General features: G+C 68.6%; 12 protein-coding genes. 9 read left to right on the top strand and 3 right to left on the bottom strand.

The features are described 5' to 3' along the window. Window positions 1-6 precede the first annotated feature (6 nt). The 7 genes from JYA75_RS15165 to nrdF all read left to right on the top strand — a co-directional run bounded on the left by JYA75_RS15165 (window position 7) and on the right by nrdF (window position 7,893). Window positions 7-555, top strand: a complete 549-nt coding sequence (locus JYA75_RS15165) for a 2Fe-2S iron-sulfur cluster-binding protein (RefSeq protein WP_006940562.1) — start codon at window positions 7-9, stop codon at window positions 553-555. Beyond that, window positions 552-1,541 carry a xanthine dehydrogenase family protein subunit M gene (locus JYA75_RS15170; protein ID WP_029544485.1) on the top strand — a complete coding sequence of 330 codons (990 nt, stop codon included), beginning with the start codon at window positions 552-554 and terminating at the stop codon, window positions 1,539-1,541. Before JYA75_RS15165 ends, JYA75_RS15170 begins: the two co-directional genes overlap by 4 nt. Further along, entirely contained in the window at window positions 1,538-3,649 is a 2,112-nt protein-coding gene (locus JYA75_RS15175) for a xanthine dehydrogenase family protein molybdopterin-binding subunit (RefSeq protein ID WP_168579788.1), read from the top strand. Before JYA75_RS15170 ends, JYA75_RS15175 begins: the two co-directional genes overlap by 4 nt. Window positions 3,650-3,846: 197 nt before the next feature. After that, window positions 3,847-4,077 (top strand): redoxin NrdH, encoded by a 231-nt coding sequence (locus JYA75_RS15180; protein WP_006940556.1) that lies wholly within the window; start codon window positions 3,847-3,849, stop codon window positions 4,075-4,077. A gap of 69 nt (window positions 4,078-4,146) precedes the next feature. Beyond that, window positions 4,147-4,575, top strand: a complete 429-nt coding sequence (nrdI, locus tag JYA75_RS15185) for a class Ib ribonucleoside-diphosphate reductase assembly flavoprotein NrdI (RefSeq protein ID WP_006940545.1) — start codon at window positions 4,147-4,149, stop codon at window positions 4,573-4,575. 184 nt (window positions 4,576-4,759) lie between these two features. Next, window positions 4,760-6,841 carry a class 1b ribonucleoside-diphosphate reductase subunit alpha gene (nrdE, locus tag JYA75_RS15190; protein ID WP_206530652.1) on the top strand — a complete coding sequence of 694 codons (2,082 nt, stop codon included), beginning with the start codon at window positions 4,760-4,762 and terminating at the stop codon, window positions 6,839-6,841. Between the two features lie 44 nt (window positions 6,842-6,885). Then, window positions 6,886-7,893, top strand: a complete 1,008-nt coding sequence (gene nrdF / locus JYA75_RS15195; protein WP_006940539.1) for a class 1b ribonucleoside-diphosphate reductase subunit beta — start codon at window positions 6,886-6,888, stop codon at window positions 7,891-7,893. A 95-nt stretch (window positions 7,894-7,988) separates the two neighbouring features. On the opposite strand, the gene JYA75_RS15200 is transcribed toward nrdF, so the two are convergent. The 3 genes from JYA75_RS15200 to JYA75_RS15210 are packed head-to-tail and all read right to left on the bottom strand — an operon-like array spanning window position 7,989 to window position 10,580. Then, window positions 7,989-8,465 carry an NUDIX domain-containing protein gene (locus JYA75_RS15200; protein ID WP_065922430.1) on the bottom strand — a complete coding sequence of 159 codons (477 nt, stop codon included), beginning with the start codon at window positions 8,463-8,465 and terminating at the stop codon, window positions 7,989-7,991. A gap of 29 nt (window positions 8,466-8,494) precedes the next feature. Next, entirely contained in the window at window positions 8,495-9,556 is a 1,062-nt protein-coding gene (locus tag JYA75_RS15205) for an ABC transporter substrate-binding protein (RefSeq protein ID WP_203329186.1), read from the bottom strand. A gap of 31 nt (window positions 9,557-9,587) precedes the next feature. Continuing rightward, complete coding sequence (locus JYA75_RS15210) at window positions 9,588-10,580, bottom strand: iron-siderophore ABC transporter substrate-binding protein (protein WP_102799157.1); 993 nt, start codon at window positions 10,578-10,580, stop codon at window positions 9,588-9,590. Between the two features lie 259 nt (window positions 10,581-10,839). Between JYA75_RS15210 and ctaD the strand changes: the two genes are divergently transcribed. Next, window positions 10,840-12,594 carry a cytochrome c oxidase subunit I gene (gene ctaD, locus JYA75_RS15215; protein WP_082120257.1) on the top strand — a complete coding sequence of 585 codons (1,755 nt, stop codon included), beginning with the start codon at window positions 10,840-10,842 and terminating at the stop codon, window positions 12,592-12,594. A gap of 174 nt (window positions 12,595-12,768) precedes the next feature. Continuing rightward, window positions 12,769-13,983 (top strand): phosphoserine phosphatase SerB, encoded by a 1,215-nt coding sequence (gene serB / locus JYA75_RS15220; RefSeq protein ID WP_170914110.1) that lies wholly within the window; start codon window positions 12,769-12,771, stop codon window positions 13,981-13,983. Window positions 13,984-14,000: the final 17 nt, after the last annotated feature.

Below are 14,000 nucleotides of genomic sequence, written 5' to 3' on the forward strand. Positions count from 1 at the left end.
GAGCCCATGGCGCACGAGAGCGACAGTCCCGGCGAACACGAGCACACGATCACCCTGCGCGTCGACGGCCGTGAGCGCCGCTGCACCGTCGACGTGCGCACCACGCTCCTCGATGCCCTGCGCGACCGGCTCGGGATCTACTCCCCGAAGAAGGGCTGCGACCACGGCCAGTGCGGCGCGTGCACGGTCCTGCTCGACTCCCGGCGCATCGTGAGCTGCCTGTCGCTCGCGGTCGCCCACGACGGCGCCGACGTCGTCACCGCCGCCGGCATCGCGGACGACGGTCCCTCGCACCTGCCCCAGGCGTTCGTCGAATGCGACGCCTTCCAGTGCGGCTACTGCACACCTGGCCAGATCTGCTCCGCCGTCGGGATGTTCGACGAGGCCGCCAAGGGTTCCCCGAGCCACGTCACCGCGGACCTCACACAGGACCCGGAACTGACCGACGACGAGATCCGTGAACGCATGAGCGGAAACCTGTGCCGCTGCGCGGCCTACCCCAACATCGTCGAAGCGCTCCGCCACGTCGCGCGCGGGGAGGGGCACTGCTCGTGAAGACGTTCCGCTACGAGACGCCTGCCGATCCCGCCGCCGCGGTCGCCGCGGTCGCCGGCCACCCGGGTGCCGCCTTCCTCGCCGGCGGCACGAACCTGGTGGACCACCTCAAGCTCGGCGTCACCGCGCCCGACGTCCTCGTCGACGTCTCCCGCCTGTCGCTCGACATCGTGGAGGAGACCGCCGAAGGCGGGCTGCGCGTCGGCGCCAACGTGCGCAACAGCGACCTGGCCGCCCACCCGATCGTCCGCCGCCGGTACCCGGTCCTGGCCCGGGCCCTGCTGGCCGGCGCCTCCCCGCAGCTGCGCAACATGGCCACCACCGCCGGCAATCTGCTCCAGCGGACCCGCTGCGTGTACTTCCGGGACCCGTCGACCCCGTGCAACAAGCGCACCCCGGGCAGCGGCTGCACCGCGATCGGTGGCTACACCCGCTACCACGCCATCCTCGGCGCCTCCGAACAGTGCGTCGCCACCCACCCGTCGGATATGGCGGTGGCGCTGCTCGCGCTCGACGCCCAGGTGACGGTGCTCGGATCGCAGGGGGAGCGGTGCATCCCCGTCGAGCAGCTCTACCGGCTTCCCGGCGAAAGCCCCGAGTACGACACGGTGCTCGAGCGCGACGAGCTGATCCTGGACGTCGAGATCCCGGCGCCCGAAGGCGCCGTCTCGACGTACCGCAAGGTGCGCGACCGGGCGTCGTACGCGTTCGCGCTCGTCTCGGTGGCGGCGGACCTGACGGTCGCCGACGGCGTCGTCACCGGATGCCGCATCGCCCTCGGCGGCGTCGCGCACCGGCCGTGGCGCGCCCATCGCGCCGAGCACGTCCTGCTGGGGAGCGCCCCCGGTGACGGCGTCTTCGCCGCGGCCGCCGACGCGGAACTCGCCGATGCCCGGCCCCTCGACGGCAACGAGTTCAAGGTGCCGCTGCTGCGCCGCACCCTCGTCTCGGTACTGCGTGAACTCACCTCGGAGGCAGTCGCATGACCCACTCGGCCCAGCGCCCGATCGGCACGTCGACGCCGCGGGTGGACGGCCCGCGGAAGGTGGCCGGAACCGCGCCCTACGCGTACGAGCATCCGGTCGACGACCCGGCCTACCTCGTCCCGGTCACGGCAACCGTGGCGCGGGGAACGGTGACCCGCATCGAGACCGCGGAGGCGGAGGCCCTGCCCGGCGTGCTCGCCGTTCTCACCCCGTGGAGTGCCCCCCGCCTGGCGGACACCTCGGAGGCCGAGTACGCGGTCCTGCAGAGCCCGGACGTCGCCTTCCGGGGGCAGATCGTCGCCGCCGTGGTCGCCGAGACGCCCGAGATCGCGCGACACGCAAGCGAACTGGTCCGGGTGGAGTACGAGTCCGCGCCGCACGACGTCGCGTTCCGGCACGACCACCCGCGCAGCTATGCCCCGGAACAGGCCAACGGCGGATATCCGACCGACACGGAACAGGGCGATGCCGCAGCGGCCGAGGCCGCGGAGCGCGACGGCGTCGTGGTCGACGGCTGGTATTCCACCCCGGAGGAGCACAACAACCCCCTCGAACCGCACACGGTCGTGGCCGAGTGGTCCGGCGAGTCGTTGACGTTGTACGACTCCACGCAGAGCGCCCACGGCGTCGTCTCCACGCTGGCTCCCGTGCTCGGTCTGCGCCCCCAGCAGATGCGGGTGATCAGTCCCTACGTCGGGGGTGGTTTCGGGTCCAAGGGGGCGCCGCACGCGCACGACGTCGTGGCGGCGATGGCGGCGCGCCTGCTGCCCGGTCGGGCGGTCAAGTTCGCCGTGTCCCGGCAGGACATGTTCGGGTACGTCGGCTACCGGCCGCCCACCGTCTCGCACGTCCGCCTCGTCGCGAGCCGGGAAGGGCGTCTCGAAGCCATGGTGCACGAGGCCTTCTCGCAGTCCTCGCACGTGCGCGAGTACGCGGAGCAGACGGCGGTGTCGTCGCGGGGGATGTACGCCTCGCCGTATCGGCGCACCTCGCACCGCATCGTCGCGCTCGACGTGCCCGCGCCCTACTGGATGCGTGCGCCGGGGGAGGCCCCCGGGATGTTCGCCGGCGAGGTCGCGATGGACGAGCTGGCGGTGGCGTGCGGCATGGACCCGATCGAACTGCGGGTCCGCAACGACCCGCCCGCCGATCCCGAGTCCGGCCGGCCCTGGTCCTCGCGCCGGCTGGTGGAGTGCCTGCGGGAGGGGAGTCGCAGTTTCGGCTGGGACGCCGCCGACCGCACGCCCGGCACCCGCCGCGACGGCCGGTGGCTCGTGGGGACCGGAGTGGCCGCGGCGAGCTACCCGCACCTGGTCAACCCCGGCACCGAGGTCGCGGTCCGGCACGACGGCGACGGGCGCTTCACCGTCCGCACCGGCGCCGCGGACATCGGGACCGGAGCATGGACCACGCTCACCCTCGTCGCGGCCGACGCGCTCGGCTGCCGGCCCGAGGACATCCATCTCGAGATCGGTGACTCGGCCCTGCCGAACGCCACCGTCGCCGGCGGATCCTCCGGTACCTCGTCGTGGGGCACGGCGATCGTCGCCGCGGCCCACGCGTTCCGCAAGCGGCACGGGGATCGGCCGGAGCCGGGTGCCGAGGCATCGGCGACGGCCGAGGAGAATCCCGCGCTCGAGCACTACCGCATCCAGTCGTTCGGCGCGCATTTCGCCGAGGTGCGGGTGGATGTCGACACGGGCGAGATCCGGGTGCCGAGGATGCTCGGCGTGTTCTCCGTGGGCCGGGTGGTCAACCCCCGCACCGCCCGTTCGCAGCTGATCGGCGGGATGTGCTTCGGCATCTCCATGGCCCTGCACGAGGAGAGCATCCGCGATCCCCGCACCGGCCACGTGGTCAACCACGACCTCGCGGAGTACCACATCCCCACCAATGCCGACGTCGGCGACGTGGACGCGAGCTGGCTCGACGAGGACGACCTGCACGCCACACCGATGGGGTCGCGCGGGGTCGGGGAGATCGGCATCGTCGGCAGCGCCGCGGCGGTCGTCAATGCCCTCCGGCACGCCACCGGGGCGCGGGTGCGCCGGCTTCCGGTGCACCTCGAGGACGTGCTCCCGTACCTGCCCGACAGCCCCGCGCGGTGAGTAACGACCTGGGAATATCACGGCTGTAACTCACAACATCTCGCGTTCTATGAATCTGTCGGCCACTAGGTGTAGTGTCTAGAGCGCTGGAAGGCTTGATCGTTTCCGGTCCCTCGGGGAAGCGGGATCGTGCTGGTACGACGGGCCTCGAGGCACTGCTGTGCAGTCAGTCGTCAGGTTGTCGAAAAGGGGAAACCATGAACATCACCGTCTACACCAAGCCTGCCTGCGTTCAGTGCAATGCCACCTACCGTGCCCTCGACAAGGCCGGTATCGAGTACGCCGTCGTCGACATCTCGGAGAACCCGGAAGCGCGGGACTTCGTGATGGCCCTCGGTTACCTGCAGGCCCCCGTGGTGGTCGCCGGTGACGAGCACTGGTCCGGCTTCCGCCCGGACCGGATCAAGGCCCTCGCCGTCGCCGCCTGACCCGTCGCGCGCCGACCCACCGCCCCTGCGGCCGGTCGCCGGACCCGAGCGAAGTGATGTGAGACATCCATGACCTCGTTGGTGTATTTCTCGAGCACATCGGAGAACACGCACCGATTCGTCCGGCGACTGGGGTTGCCGGCCACCCGGATTCCGCTGCACGACCGTGACGGCACCTTCGAGGTGCACGAGCCGTACGTGCTGATCCTGCCGACCTACGGCGGCGGCACCACCGCGACCGGCCGGGACACGAACTTCGTGCCCAAGCAGGTCATCCGGTTCCTCAACAATCCGCGCAACCGTGCGCTGATTCGCGGGGTCATCGCCGCCGGCAACACCAACTTCGGCGAATCCTATTGTTACGCCGGGGATGTGGTCTCCCAGAAGTGCAAGGTCCCGTACCTCTACCGGTTCGAACTGATGGGTACCGCCGAGGACGTCGAGCGCGTCCGCGAGGGCCTGGCACAGTTCTGGGCGCAGGCGTTGCAGTCGGCGTAACCGCGACCTCACCCACACTCGTCCACTCCATCAACGCTGCGTCACCGTCGGGGATACGGGTGCGCGGCGAACCCGTCTACTCACAGTGGGAGCAAGCACCGTGACCGTCACCGATGCCGCGCCGGCAGCGAGCGCCAAGATCGACGAATCCCTCAAGGGACTCGACTACCACGCGCTCAACGCGATGTTGAACCTCTACGGGCCCAACGGCGAGATCCAGTTCGACAAGGACGTCGCCGCCGCGCGCCAGTACTTCCTGCAGCACGTCAACCAGAACACGGTGTTCTTCCACAACCTCGAGGAGAAGCTCGACTACCTCGTGGAGGAGAACTACTACGAGCCCGAGGTGCTCGAGCAGTACTCCCGCCCGTTCGTCAAGCAGCTCTTCGAGCACGCCTACTCGAAGAAGTTCCGCTTCCCGACGTTCCTGGGTGCGTTCAAGTACTACACCTCGTACACGCTCAAGACGTTCGACGGCAAGCGCTACCTGGAGCGGTTCGAGGACCGCGTCTGCATGGTCGCGCTGACCCTGGCCGCCGGCGACGAGCAGCTCGCGACCCACCTCGTCGACGAGATCATCTCCGGCCGGTTCCAGCCCGCGACCCCGACGTTCCTCAACTCCGGCAAGAAGCAGCGCGGCGAGCCCGTCTCCTGCTTCCTGCTGCGCATCGAGGACAACATGGAGTCCATCGGCCGCTCGATCAACTCGGCACTGCAGCTGTCCAAGCGCGGAGGCGGGGTTGCGTTGCTGCTGAGCAACATCCGAGAGCACGGGGCGCCGATCAAGCAGATCGAGAACCAGTCCTCCGGCGTCATCCCGATCATGAAGCTGCTCGAGGACTCCTTCTCCTACGCCAACCAGCTCGGGGCCCGCCAGGGCGCCGGCGCGGTGTATCTGCACGCCCACCACCCCGACATCTACCGCTTCCTCGACACCAAGCGCGAGAACGCGGACGAGAAGATCCGCATCAAGACCCTCTCGCTGGGCATCGTCATCCCCGACATCACGTTCGAGCTGGCGAAGCGCAACGAGGACATGTACCTGTTCTCGCCGTACGACGTCGAGCGCATCTACGGTGTGCCGTTCGCCGACATCGACGTCACCGAGAAGTACTACGAGATGGTCGACGACAAGCGCATCCGCAAGTCGAAGATCAAGGCGCGCGAGTTCTTCCAGACGGTTGCGGAACTGCAGTTCGAGTCCGGCTACCCGTACATCATGTTCGAGGACACCGTCAACCGGGCCAATCCCATTCAGGGCAAGATCACCCACTCGAACCTGTGCTCGGAGATCCTGCAGGTCTCCACGCCGTCGACGTTCAACGAGGACCTGTCCTACAGCCATGTGGGCAAGGACATCTCGTGCAATCTCGGCTCGCTGAACATCGCCAAGGCGATGGACTCGCCGGACTTCGCGCACACCATCGAGGTGGCGATCCGGGCGCTGACCGCCGTGTCGGACCAGACCCACATCTACTCGGTGCCGTCGATCGAGCAGGGCAACAACGACTCCCACGCGATCGGCCTCGGGCAGATGAACCTGCACGGCTACCTCGCCCGTGAGCGCATCTTCTACGGCTCCGAAGAGGGCGTCGACTTCACGAACATCTACTTCTACACCGTGCTGTTCCACGCGCTGCGCGCGTCGAACCGGCTCGCCATCGAGCGGGGCACGTACTTCAAGGGCTTCCCCGAGTCGAAGTATGCCTCGGGCGAGTTCTTCGACAAGTACACCGACCAGGTGTGGGAGCCGGCCACCGCCCGCGTGCGGCAGCTCTTCGCCGACGCCGACGTGGCGATTCCCACGCAGGACGACTGGCGTGCGCTGAAGGCGTCGGTCCAGGAGCACGGCATCTACAACCAGAACCTGCAGGCCGTGCCGCCGACCGGGTCGATCTCGTACATCAACAACTCCACCAGTTCCATCCACCCGGTGGCGTCGAAGATCGAGATCCGCAAGGAGGGCAAGATCGGCCGCGTCTACTACCCCGCTCCCTACCTGACCAACGACAACCTGGAGTACTTCCAGGACGCGTACGAGATCGGGTACGAGAAGATCATCGACACGTATGCGGCGGCCACCCAGCACGTCGACCAGGGCCTGTCGCTGACGTTGTTCTTCAAGGACACCGTCACCACCCGCGACGTGAACAAGGCGCAGATCTACGCCTGGCGCAAGGGAATCAAGACGCTGTACTACATCCGGCTGCGGCAGATGGCGCTCGAGGGCACCGAGGTCGAGGGCTGCGTCTCCTGCATGCTGTGACGAATCTTGCCGGTACACATCGAAACTCAGGTAGGGAAAGACAGATGACCTCCGCACCCCGCGCGCACTCGCCGGCCGACGGCGCCCACGTCAAACTGATCGACCGCGTCTCGGCGATCAACTGGAACCGCGTTCCGGACGAGAAGGACTCGGAGGTGTGGGACCGCCTCACCGGCAACTTCTGGTTGCCGGAGAAGGTCCCGGTGTCCAACGACATCCCGTCGTGGGGCACGCTCACCGAGTACGAGCAGGAACTGACCATGCGCGTGTTCACCGGTCTGACCCTGCTCGACACGATCCAGGGCACCGTCGGCGCGGTGTCGCTGATCCCGGACGCGGTGACCCCGCACGAGGAGGCGGTGCTCACCAACATCGCGTTCATGGAGTCGGTGCACGCCAAGTCGTACTCGAGCATCTTCTCGACGCTGTGCTCCACCCGCCAGATCGACGACGCGTTCCGCTGGTCGGAAGAGAACGACAACCTGCAGCGCAAGGCGCAGATCGTCCTCGACTACTACCAGGGCGACAGCCCGCTCAAGCGCAAGGCTGCCTCGACGCTGCTCGAGTCGTTCCTGTTCTACTCGGGCTTCTACCTGCCGATGTACTGGTCGTCGCGGGCGAAGTTGACCAACACCGCGGACATGATCCGGCTGATCATCCGCGACGAGGCCGTGCACGGCTACTACATCGGCTACAAGTACCAGCGCGGCCTCGAGCAGATCACCCAGGCCGAGCGCGACGAGCTCAAGGACTGGGTCTTCGATCTGCTGTTCGAGCTGTACGACAACGAAACCCAGTACACCGCGGACCTCTACGACGAGGCCGGGCTCACCGAGGACGTCAAGAAGTTCCTGCGGTACAACGCCAACAAGGCCCTGATGAACCTCGGCTACGAGGCGCTGTTCCCCAAGGACGAGACCGACGTGAACCCGGCGATCCTGTCCGCGCTGTCCCCGAATGCCGACGAGAACCACGACTTCTTCTCCGGCTCGGGCAGCTCGTACGTGATCGGCAAGGCCGTCGTCACCGAGGACGAGGACTGGGACTTCTGACCCCACGGTCCACCTGTTGTGGCCGAATGTCACACGCGTTCGATCTGATCGAGCACGTGTGACATTCGGCCGTCAGGTGGGCGTCAGGCGCACCGTCAGGGGCGGCGGAACCACGCCTCCGGCACGTCCCGCAGCGCCTTCTCCAGGCGCAGCACCGACGTGGCGGTCATGTTCTGCGGCAACGAATCCGGCGCGAACCAGGCCACCTCGAGGTTCTCGTCGTCGGCGACGTGGGCCACGCCACCCGTCGGGCGCATCAGGAAGCACACGTCCAGGTACCGCGCGACGTCCCCGTTGGGATAGGTGATCGGAGCGGTCACGTCCACGCTCGTGAGCCGGACGATCTCGGCGTCGATGCCGGTCTCCTCCCGCACCTCGCGCACGGCCGCGACGGCGGGTTCCTCGCCGGGTTCCAGGATGCCCGAGACCACGGCCCACAGGCCGTTGTCCGCGCGACGGGTCAGCAGCACCCGTCCGTCGGGGTCGACGACGACGGCGCTGACGCCGGGCAGCCACAGCGGCGCGGGACCGACCTGTGCGCGCAGTTGCGCGACGAACTCCGGAATAGGCATGTCCCCGGGCGCCTTTCGACGAGGTCGACTCAGTTGGAATAGCCGTTGAGGGTGTTGCGCACATCCGTCAGGACGGCCTTCGCGGCCACCGGGCCGGGCGTGGACCACACCAGGTCGTCCACCGCGAACAGCCGGCTGTCGGTGACCGCCCCGAGCTCGAGCCACGCCTCGGAGTCCATCACCTCGCTGCCGTGCGCGACGCCGTCCTCGCCGGCGAAGCGGACGTAGATCAGGTCGCCCTCCGCGGCGGCCGGGTCGGCCTCGTCGAGCGGGGCGTCCGCGCGCCCGTCCTGCACACCGAACCGCTGTGCGGGCGGGCGCGCGGCGCCGGCGTCGGCGAGGACCTGTCCGGCGAACGAGGCGGTGCCCTCGACGACGGCGCCGTCGCCGTTGAACCGCACGATCGACGCCTGGGTCTGCGACGCGGTCACCGCCTTGCCGACGTCCGTCGCGGTCGCGCGGTAGTCGTCGAGCACGCGGCCGGCCGCTTGCGAGCGTCCGAGTGTTTCGCCGGCGCGGAGGAACTGCTGCCGCCAGAACACCGGGTCGGAGCCGACGAGCACCGTCGGCGCGACGGTGCCGAGCCGGCGGTAGAGCTCCGGGTCGGCGGACGAGCCGAGGATGAGGTCCGGCTCCATGCCGTCGATGAGCGCGACGTCGGGCGCCGATGTGGTGCCCACCGACGGCAGCGTCGCGATCCCCGTGCCCAGGTACTCGGCCCGGGCGACGTCGGTGGTCGTGCCGACCACCCGCTCCCACAGGCCCAGGGCGCACACCGCGTCCATCGCGGCGGCGTCGAGCACGACGATCCGCTGCGGGTCGGCGGGCACCTCGGAGACGCCGCCGGTGTGGATCACCGACCGGGTGCCGCCGGCGGGCTGCCCCGGGTCCGGGGGGCTGGGGAGCGCGCACGCGGTGGTCGTGTCGCGTTCGATCCCGACGACGGCCGCCCCGGCGATGCGGGTGGTGGTGCGCACGATGCTGCTCGCCGGATCGTCCGTCGCCTCCGCGCATCCCGCCAACCCGAGTGCCGCGACGGCGGCGAGGGCGACGGTGCACGTGACGGCGCGAGACCGGGACGCTGCGGGCATACGACCACTCCTGTCTAGGGGACGGTCCAGGTTAACTGGTGTGCGGATCGACCCCGAACGCCTCGGCGAGGTCGTCGAGGATCTCGTGCGCGCCCTGGATGGACACCGGCGTCATCCACAGGCTGTCGTCCACGTCCACCTTCCGGCCGCGCAGGTTCTGCCACAGCGGGTTGGAGAGGAACGGCTGCGCCGCCGCCTCGGACTTGCCCTCCCCGTCGCGGTACATGCTGACGAAGATCACATTCGCGTCCGCCTCGCCGATGAGTTCGGGGCTGATCGCGTTCATGATGCTGCTCGGATCGGCCGGGTCGGGTCCCTGGCTCGCGGGGCGGGCCAGGCCGGCGTCCTCGAGGACGATGCCGCTGAACGACGTGGTGCGGTAGAGGCGGGCGGTGGGCTCACCGGCGAAGCGGACCACCGAGACGGTGGGGTTGCCGGCTGTGGCGTTGATCTCGTCGCCGATGGCTTTCGCCCGGGCCTCGTAGTCGGCGATCTTCTGTTCGGCGAGGTCCTCCTTGCCGAGGGCCCGCGCGGCGAGACGGATGTTGTCCTTCCACGTCGGCCCGGTGCTCTCGGAGAAGACCGTGGGCGCGATGGCGGAGAGCTTGTCGTAGTTCTCGCCGTCGCGCACGTCGGCGGACAGGATCAGGTCGGGGTGCAGCGCGGCGATCTTCTCCAGGCTCGCGTCGGAGACCGCACCGACGGAGGTGGCCTCGGCGGCGAACTGCCGGCGGCTGTCACCGAGGTAGTCGGGCAGTCCTTCGGTGCGGTAGTCGACGTAGCCGACGAGGTCGGACTCGAGCAGCAGCGTCGCGTCCGCGTAGCTGGTGTCGAGCGCGACGACCCGCAGCGGCTGGGACTCGACGGTGGTCGTTCCGCGGAAGTGCTCGACGGTGCGTGGGAAGCCCGCGGTGGCGGGGGTCTGCTCGGCCGTCTCGCCGGAGGAACAGCCCGCGAGCAGCACGGCCGCGGTCAGGGACGCCGCCAGGGCGGCGATGCCGCGGCGCAGGGGGAGGGGATACACGGTGGACCTCGTCTCTCGGGATCGCAAACAGTTAGGGAACGCTTACCTTAGTGTGCGGGCGAAACCGTGTGCTCGGTGAGGTGTGCCACGGCCCCGGGTTGCGTGGGTCACAGACCCCCGCCGGTATGCTCGACCGCCGAGTACGACACTGAGTAGGACCCGGTGAGCGTGCGGTGGTCGCACCGTCTACGATTCGATCAGCGCAAGCCAGAGAACGTTCGTCTCGCACTGCGAGTCGAGCGCGCAATCAGGAGGATTAGTGACTGCCGTAGCGCCCCAGCCAGTCCCGGAGATAGCTGCAGCGAGGCCGTACCCGCCGCGGCAGGGACCCAAGGGCTCGTTCTTCTACAAGATGATCACGACCACGGATCCCAAGATGCTCGGGATCATGTACATGGTCACCTCGTTCGCGTTCTTCCTCATCGGTGGCGTGATGGCTCTGCTCATCCGCACCGAGCTCGCGGTCCCGGGTCTGCAGTTCCTGTCGAACGAGCAGTACAACCAGCTGTTCACCATGCACGGCACGATCATGCTGCTGATGTACGCGACCCCGGTCGTGTTCGCCTTCGCGAACTACATCCTGCCGCTGCAGATCGGCGCGCCCGACGTCGCGTTCCCGCGCCTGAACTCGTTCAGCTACTGGCTGTACCTGTTCGGCGCGACGATCGTGACCGCCGGCTTCATCACCCCCGGTGGTGCGGCCGACTTCGGCTGGACTGCCTACAGCCCGCTCACCAGTGAGCTGCACTCGCCCGGCGTCGGTGGTGACTTCTGGGTCCTCGGCCTCGGCGTGATGGGTCTGGGCACCATCCTCGGTGCGGTCAACTTCATCACCACCGTCGTGTGCCTGCGCGCCCCCGGCATGACGATGTTCCGGATGCCCATCTTCACCTGGAACATCCTCATCACCAGCGTGCTCATCCTCCTGGCGTTCCCGCTGCTGACCGCCGCGTTCTTCGGCCTCTTCGTCGATCGCCACCTGGGCGGGCACATCTTCGACCCCGCCAACGGCGGCGTCATGCTGTGGCAGCACCTGTTCTGGTTCTTCGGCCACCCCGAGGTGTACATCATCGCGCTGCCGTTCTTCGGCATCGTCTCGGAGATCTTCCCGGTGTTCTCGCGCAAGCCGATCTTCGGCTACACCGGCCTGGTCTACGCGACCCTGGCCATCGCGGCGCTCTCGATCGCGGTGTGGGCGCACCACATGTACGCCACCGGCGCCGTGCTGCTGCCGTACTTCTCCTTCATGACGTTCCTGATCGCGGTGCCCACCGGCGTGAAGTTCTTCAACTGGATCGGCACCATGTGGAAGGGCCACCTGACGTTCGAGTCGCCGATGCTGTTCTCGGTCGGTTTCATCGTCACCTTCCTGTTCGGCGGCCTGTCCGGCGTCATCCTCGCCAGCCCGCCGCTCGACTTCCACGTGACGGACTCCTACTTCGTCATCGCGCACTTCCACTACGTGCTCTTCGGCACCATCGTGTTCGCCACCTACGCCGGCATCTACTTCTGGTTCCCGAAGATGACCGGACGCATGCTCGACGAGCGTCTCGCCAAGTGGCACTTCTGGCTGACCTTCCTCGGCTTCCACACCACGTTCCTGGTGCAGCACTGGCTGGGCAACGAGGGCATGCCGCGCCGCTACGCCGACTACCTGCCCTCGGACGGGTTCACCACCCTGAACATCATCTCGACCGTCGGTGCCTTCGTGCTCGGCGCCTCGACCCTGCCGTTCCTGTGGAACGTGTTCAAGAGCTACCGGTACGGCCAGGTCGTGACCGTCGACGACCCGTGGGGTTACGGCAACTCCCTCGAGTGGGCGACGAGCTGCCCGCCGCCGCGGCACAACTTCTACGAGCTGCCGCGCATCCGCTCGGAGCGCCCGGCGTTCGAGCTGCACTACCCCCACATGGTGGACCGCATCCGCGCCGAGGCGCACGTCGGTCCGGGCAGCAACAAGCACAACCATGTGGCGCTGAGCGAGGGTGCCGAGAGGACCCCCGCCGACCGCTGATCCGCACACAGGATCGACGCTTCCCGAGGCCCCGCCCGTCCCGACGGGCGGGGCCTCGCGCATTCTTCCGGGGTGGACCCCTGCTCGTTCGGCACCCCGTTCACCTGGCACAATGAGTGAGCATGTGCCGCGACGGACGAAGGATCGGAGACGTAGGTGGCGTCTGACACCGCGATGCTGGTGACTGTGACGGGGCCGGACCATCCCGGCGTGACCTCTGTGCTCTTCGCGGCGCTCACCCGGCACGAGGTCGATCTGCTCGACGTCGAGCAGGTCGTGATCCGGGGCCGGCTCACCCTCGGTGTGCTGGTCTCCTGCCCCGCCGATCCCGATGCCCTGCAGGACGAGATCGAGGCCGCCATGGCCACCATCGGCATGCACGCCCAGGTGCAGACCGGTGTCGAGCCGGGTATCGGCTCGACCGTGTCCACCCACGCCGTTGTGGTCCTCGGCAGTCCCGTCAGCGCCCGGGCGCTGCGTTCGGTGGGTCGTGAGCTCGCGCGGCAGGGCGCCAACATCGACTCGATCCGGGGCATCGCCGACTATCCGGTGACAGGTCTCGAACTCATGGTGACCGCGGCCGACCCCGGCGCCGAGGCCGACGTCCGATTGCGCGCCGGGCTCGCCGAGGTCGCCGCGGGCCTCAGTGTCGACATCGCCGTGGAGCGCGCCGGTCTCGCCCGCCGCTCGAAGCGGCTGATCGTGTTCGACGTCGACTCCACCCTCGTCCAGGGCGAGGTCATCGAGATGCTCGCCGCGCACGCCGGCGTGGAGGACAAGGTCCGCGCCGTCACCGAGGCCGCGATGCGCGGGGAGATCGACTTCACCGAGTCGCTGAACCAGCGGGTGGCGACCCTGGCCGGGTTGCCCGCGTCGGTGATCGACGAGGTCGCCGAGAACCTCGAGCTCACCCCCGGCGCCCGGACCACCATCCGCACGCTGCGCCGGCTCGGCTTCCGATGCGGCGTCGTCTCCGGTGGCTTCCGGCAGGTCATCGACGGCCTCGCCCACGAACTCGAACTGGACTTCGTCCGGGCGAACACGCTCGAGATCGTCGACGGCAAGCTCACCGGCCGCGTCGTCGGCGAGGTGGTGGACCGCGCCGCCAAGGCCCGTGCCCTGCGGGAGTTCGCCGCCGAGGCCGGCGTGCCGATCGAGCAGACCGTCGCGGTCGGCGACGGCGCCAACGACATCGACATGCTCGGCGCGGCAGGGCTCGGCATCGCCTTCAACGCCAAGCCGGCGCTACGCGAGGTCGCGGACACCGCGCTGTCCCACCCGTACCTGGACGCGGTGCTGTTCGTCCTCGGCGTCACCCGCGACGAGGTGGAGGCCGCCGACCGGGTCGACGGCACCCTGCGCCGCGTGCCCCTCGACACCGGTGCCTGAGGCCACGGCCCCGCTCG

It is taken from the genome of Rhodococcus sp. PSBB066 (genome assembly GCF_017068255.1).
GTDB classification, from domain to species: domain Bacteria; phylum Actinomycetota; class Actinomycetes; order Mycobacteriales; family Mycobacteriaceae; genus Rhodococcus; species Rhodococcus aetherivorans.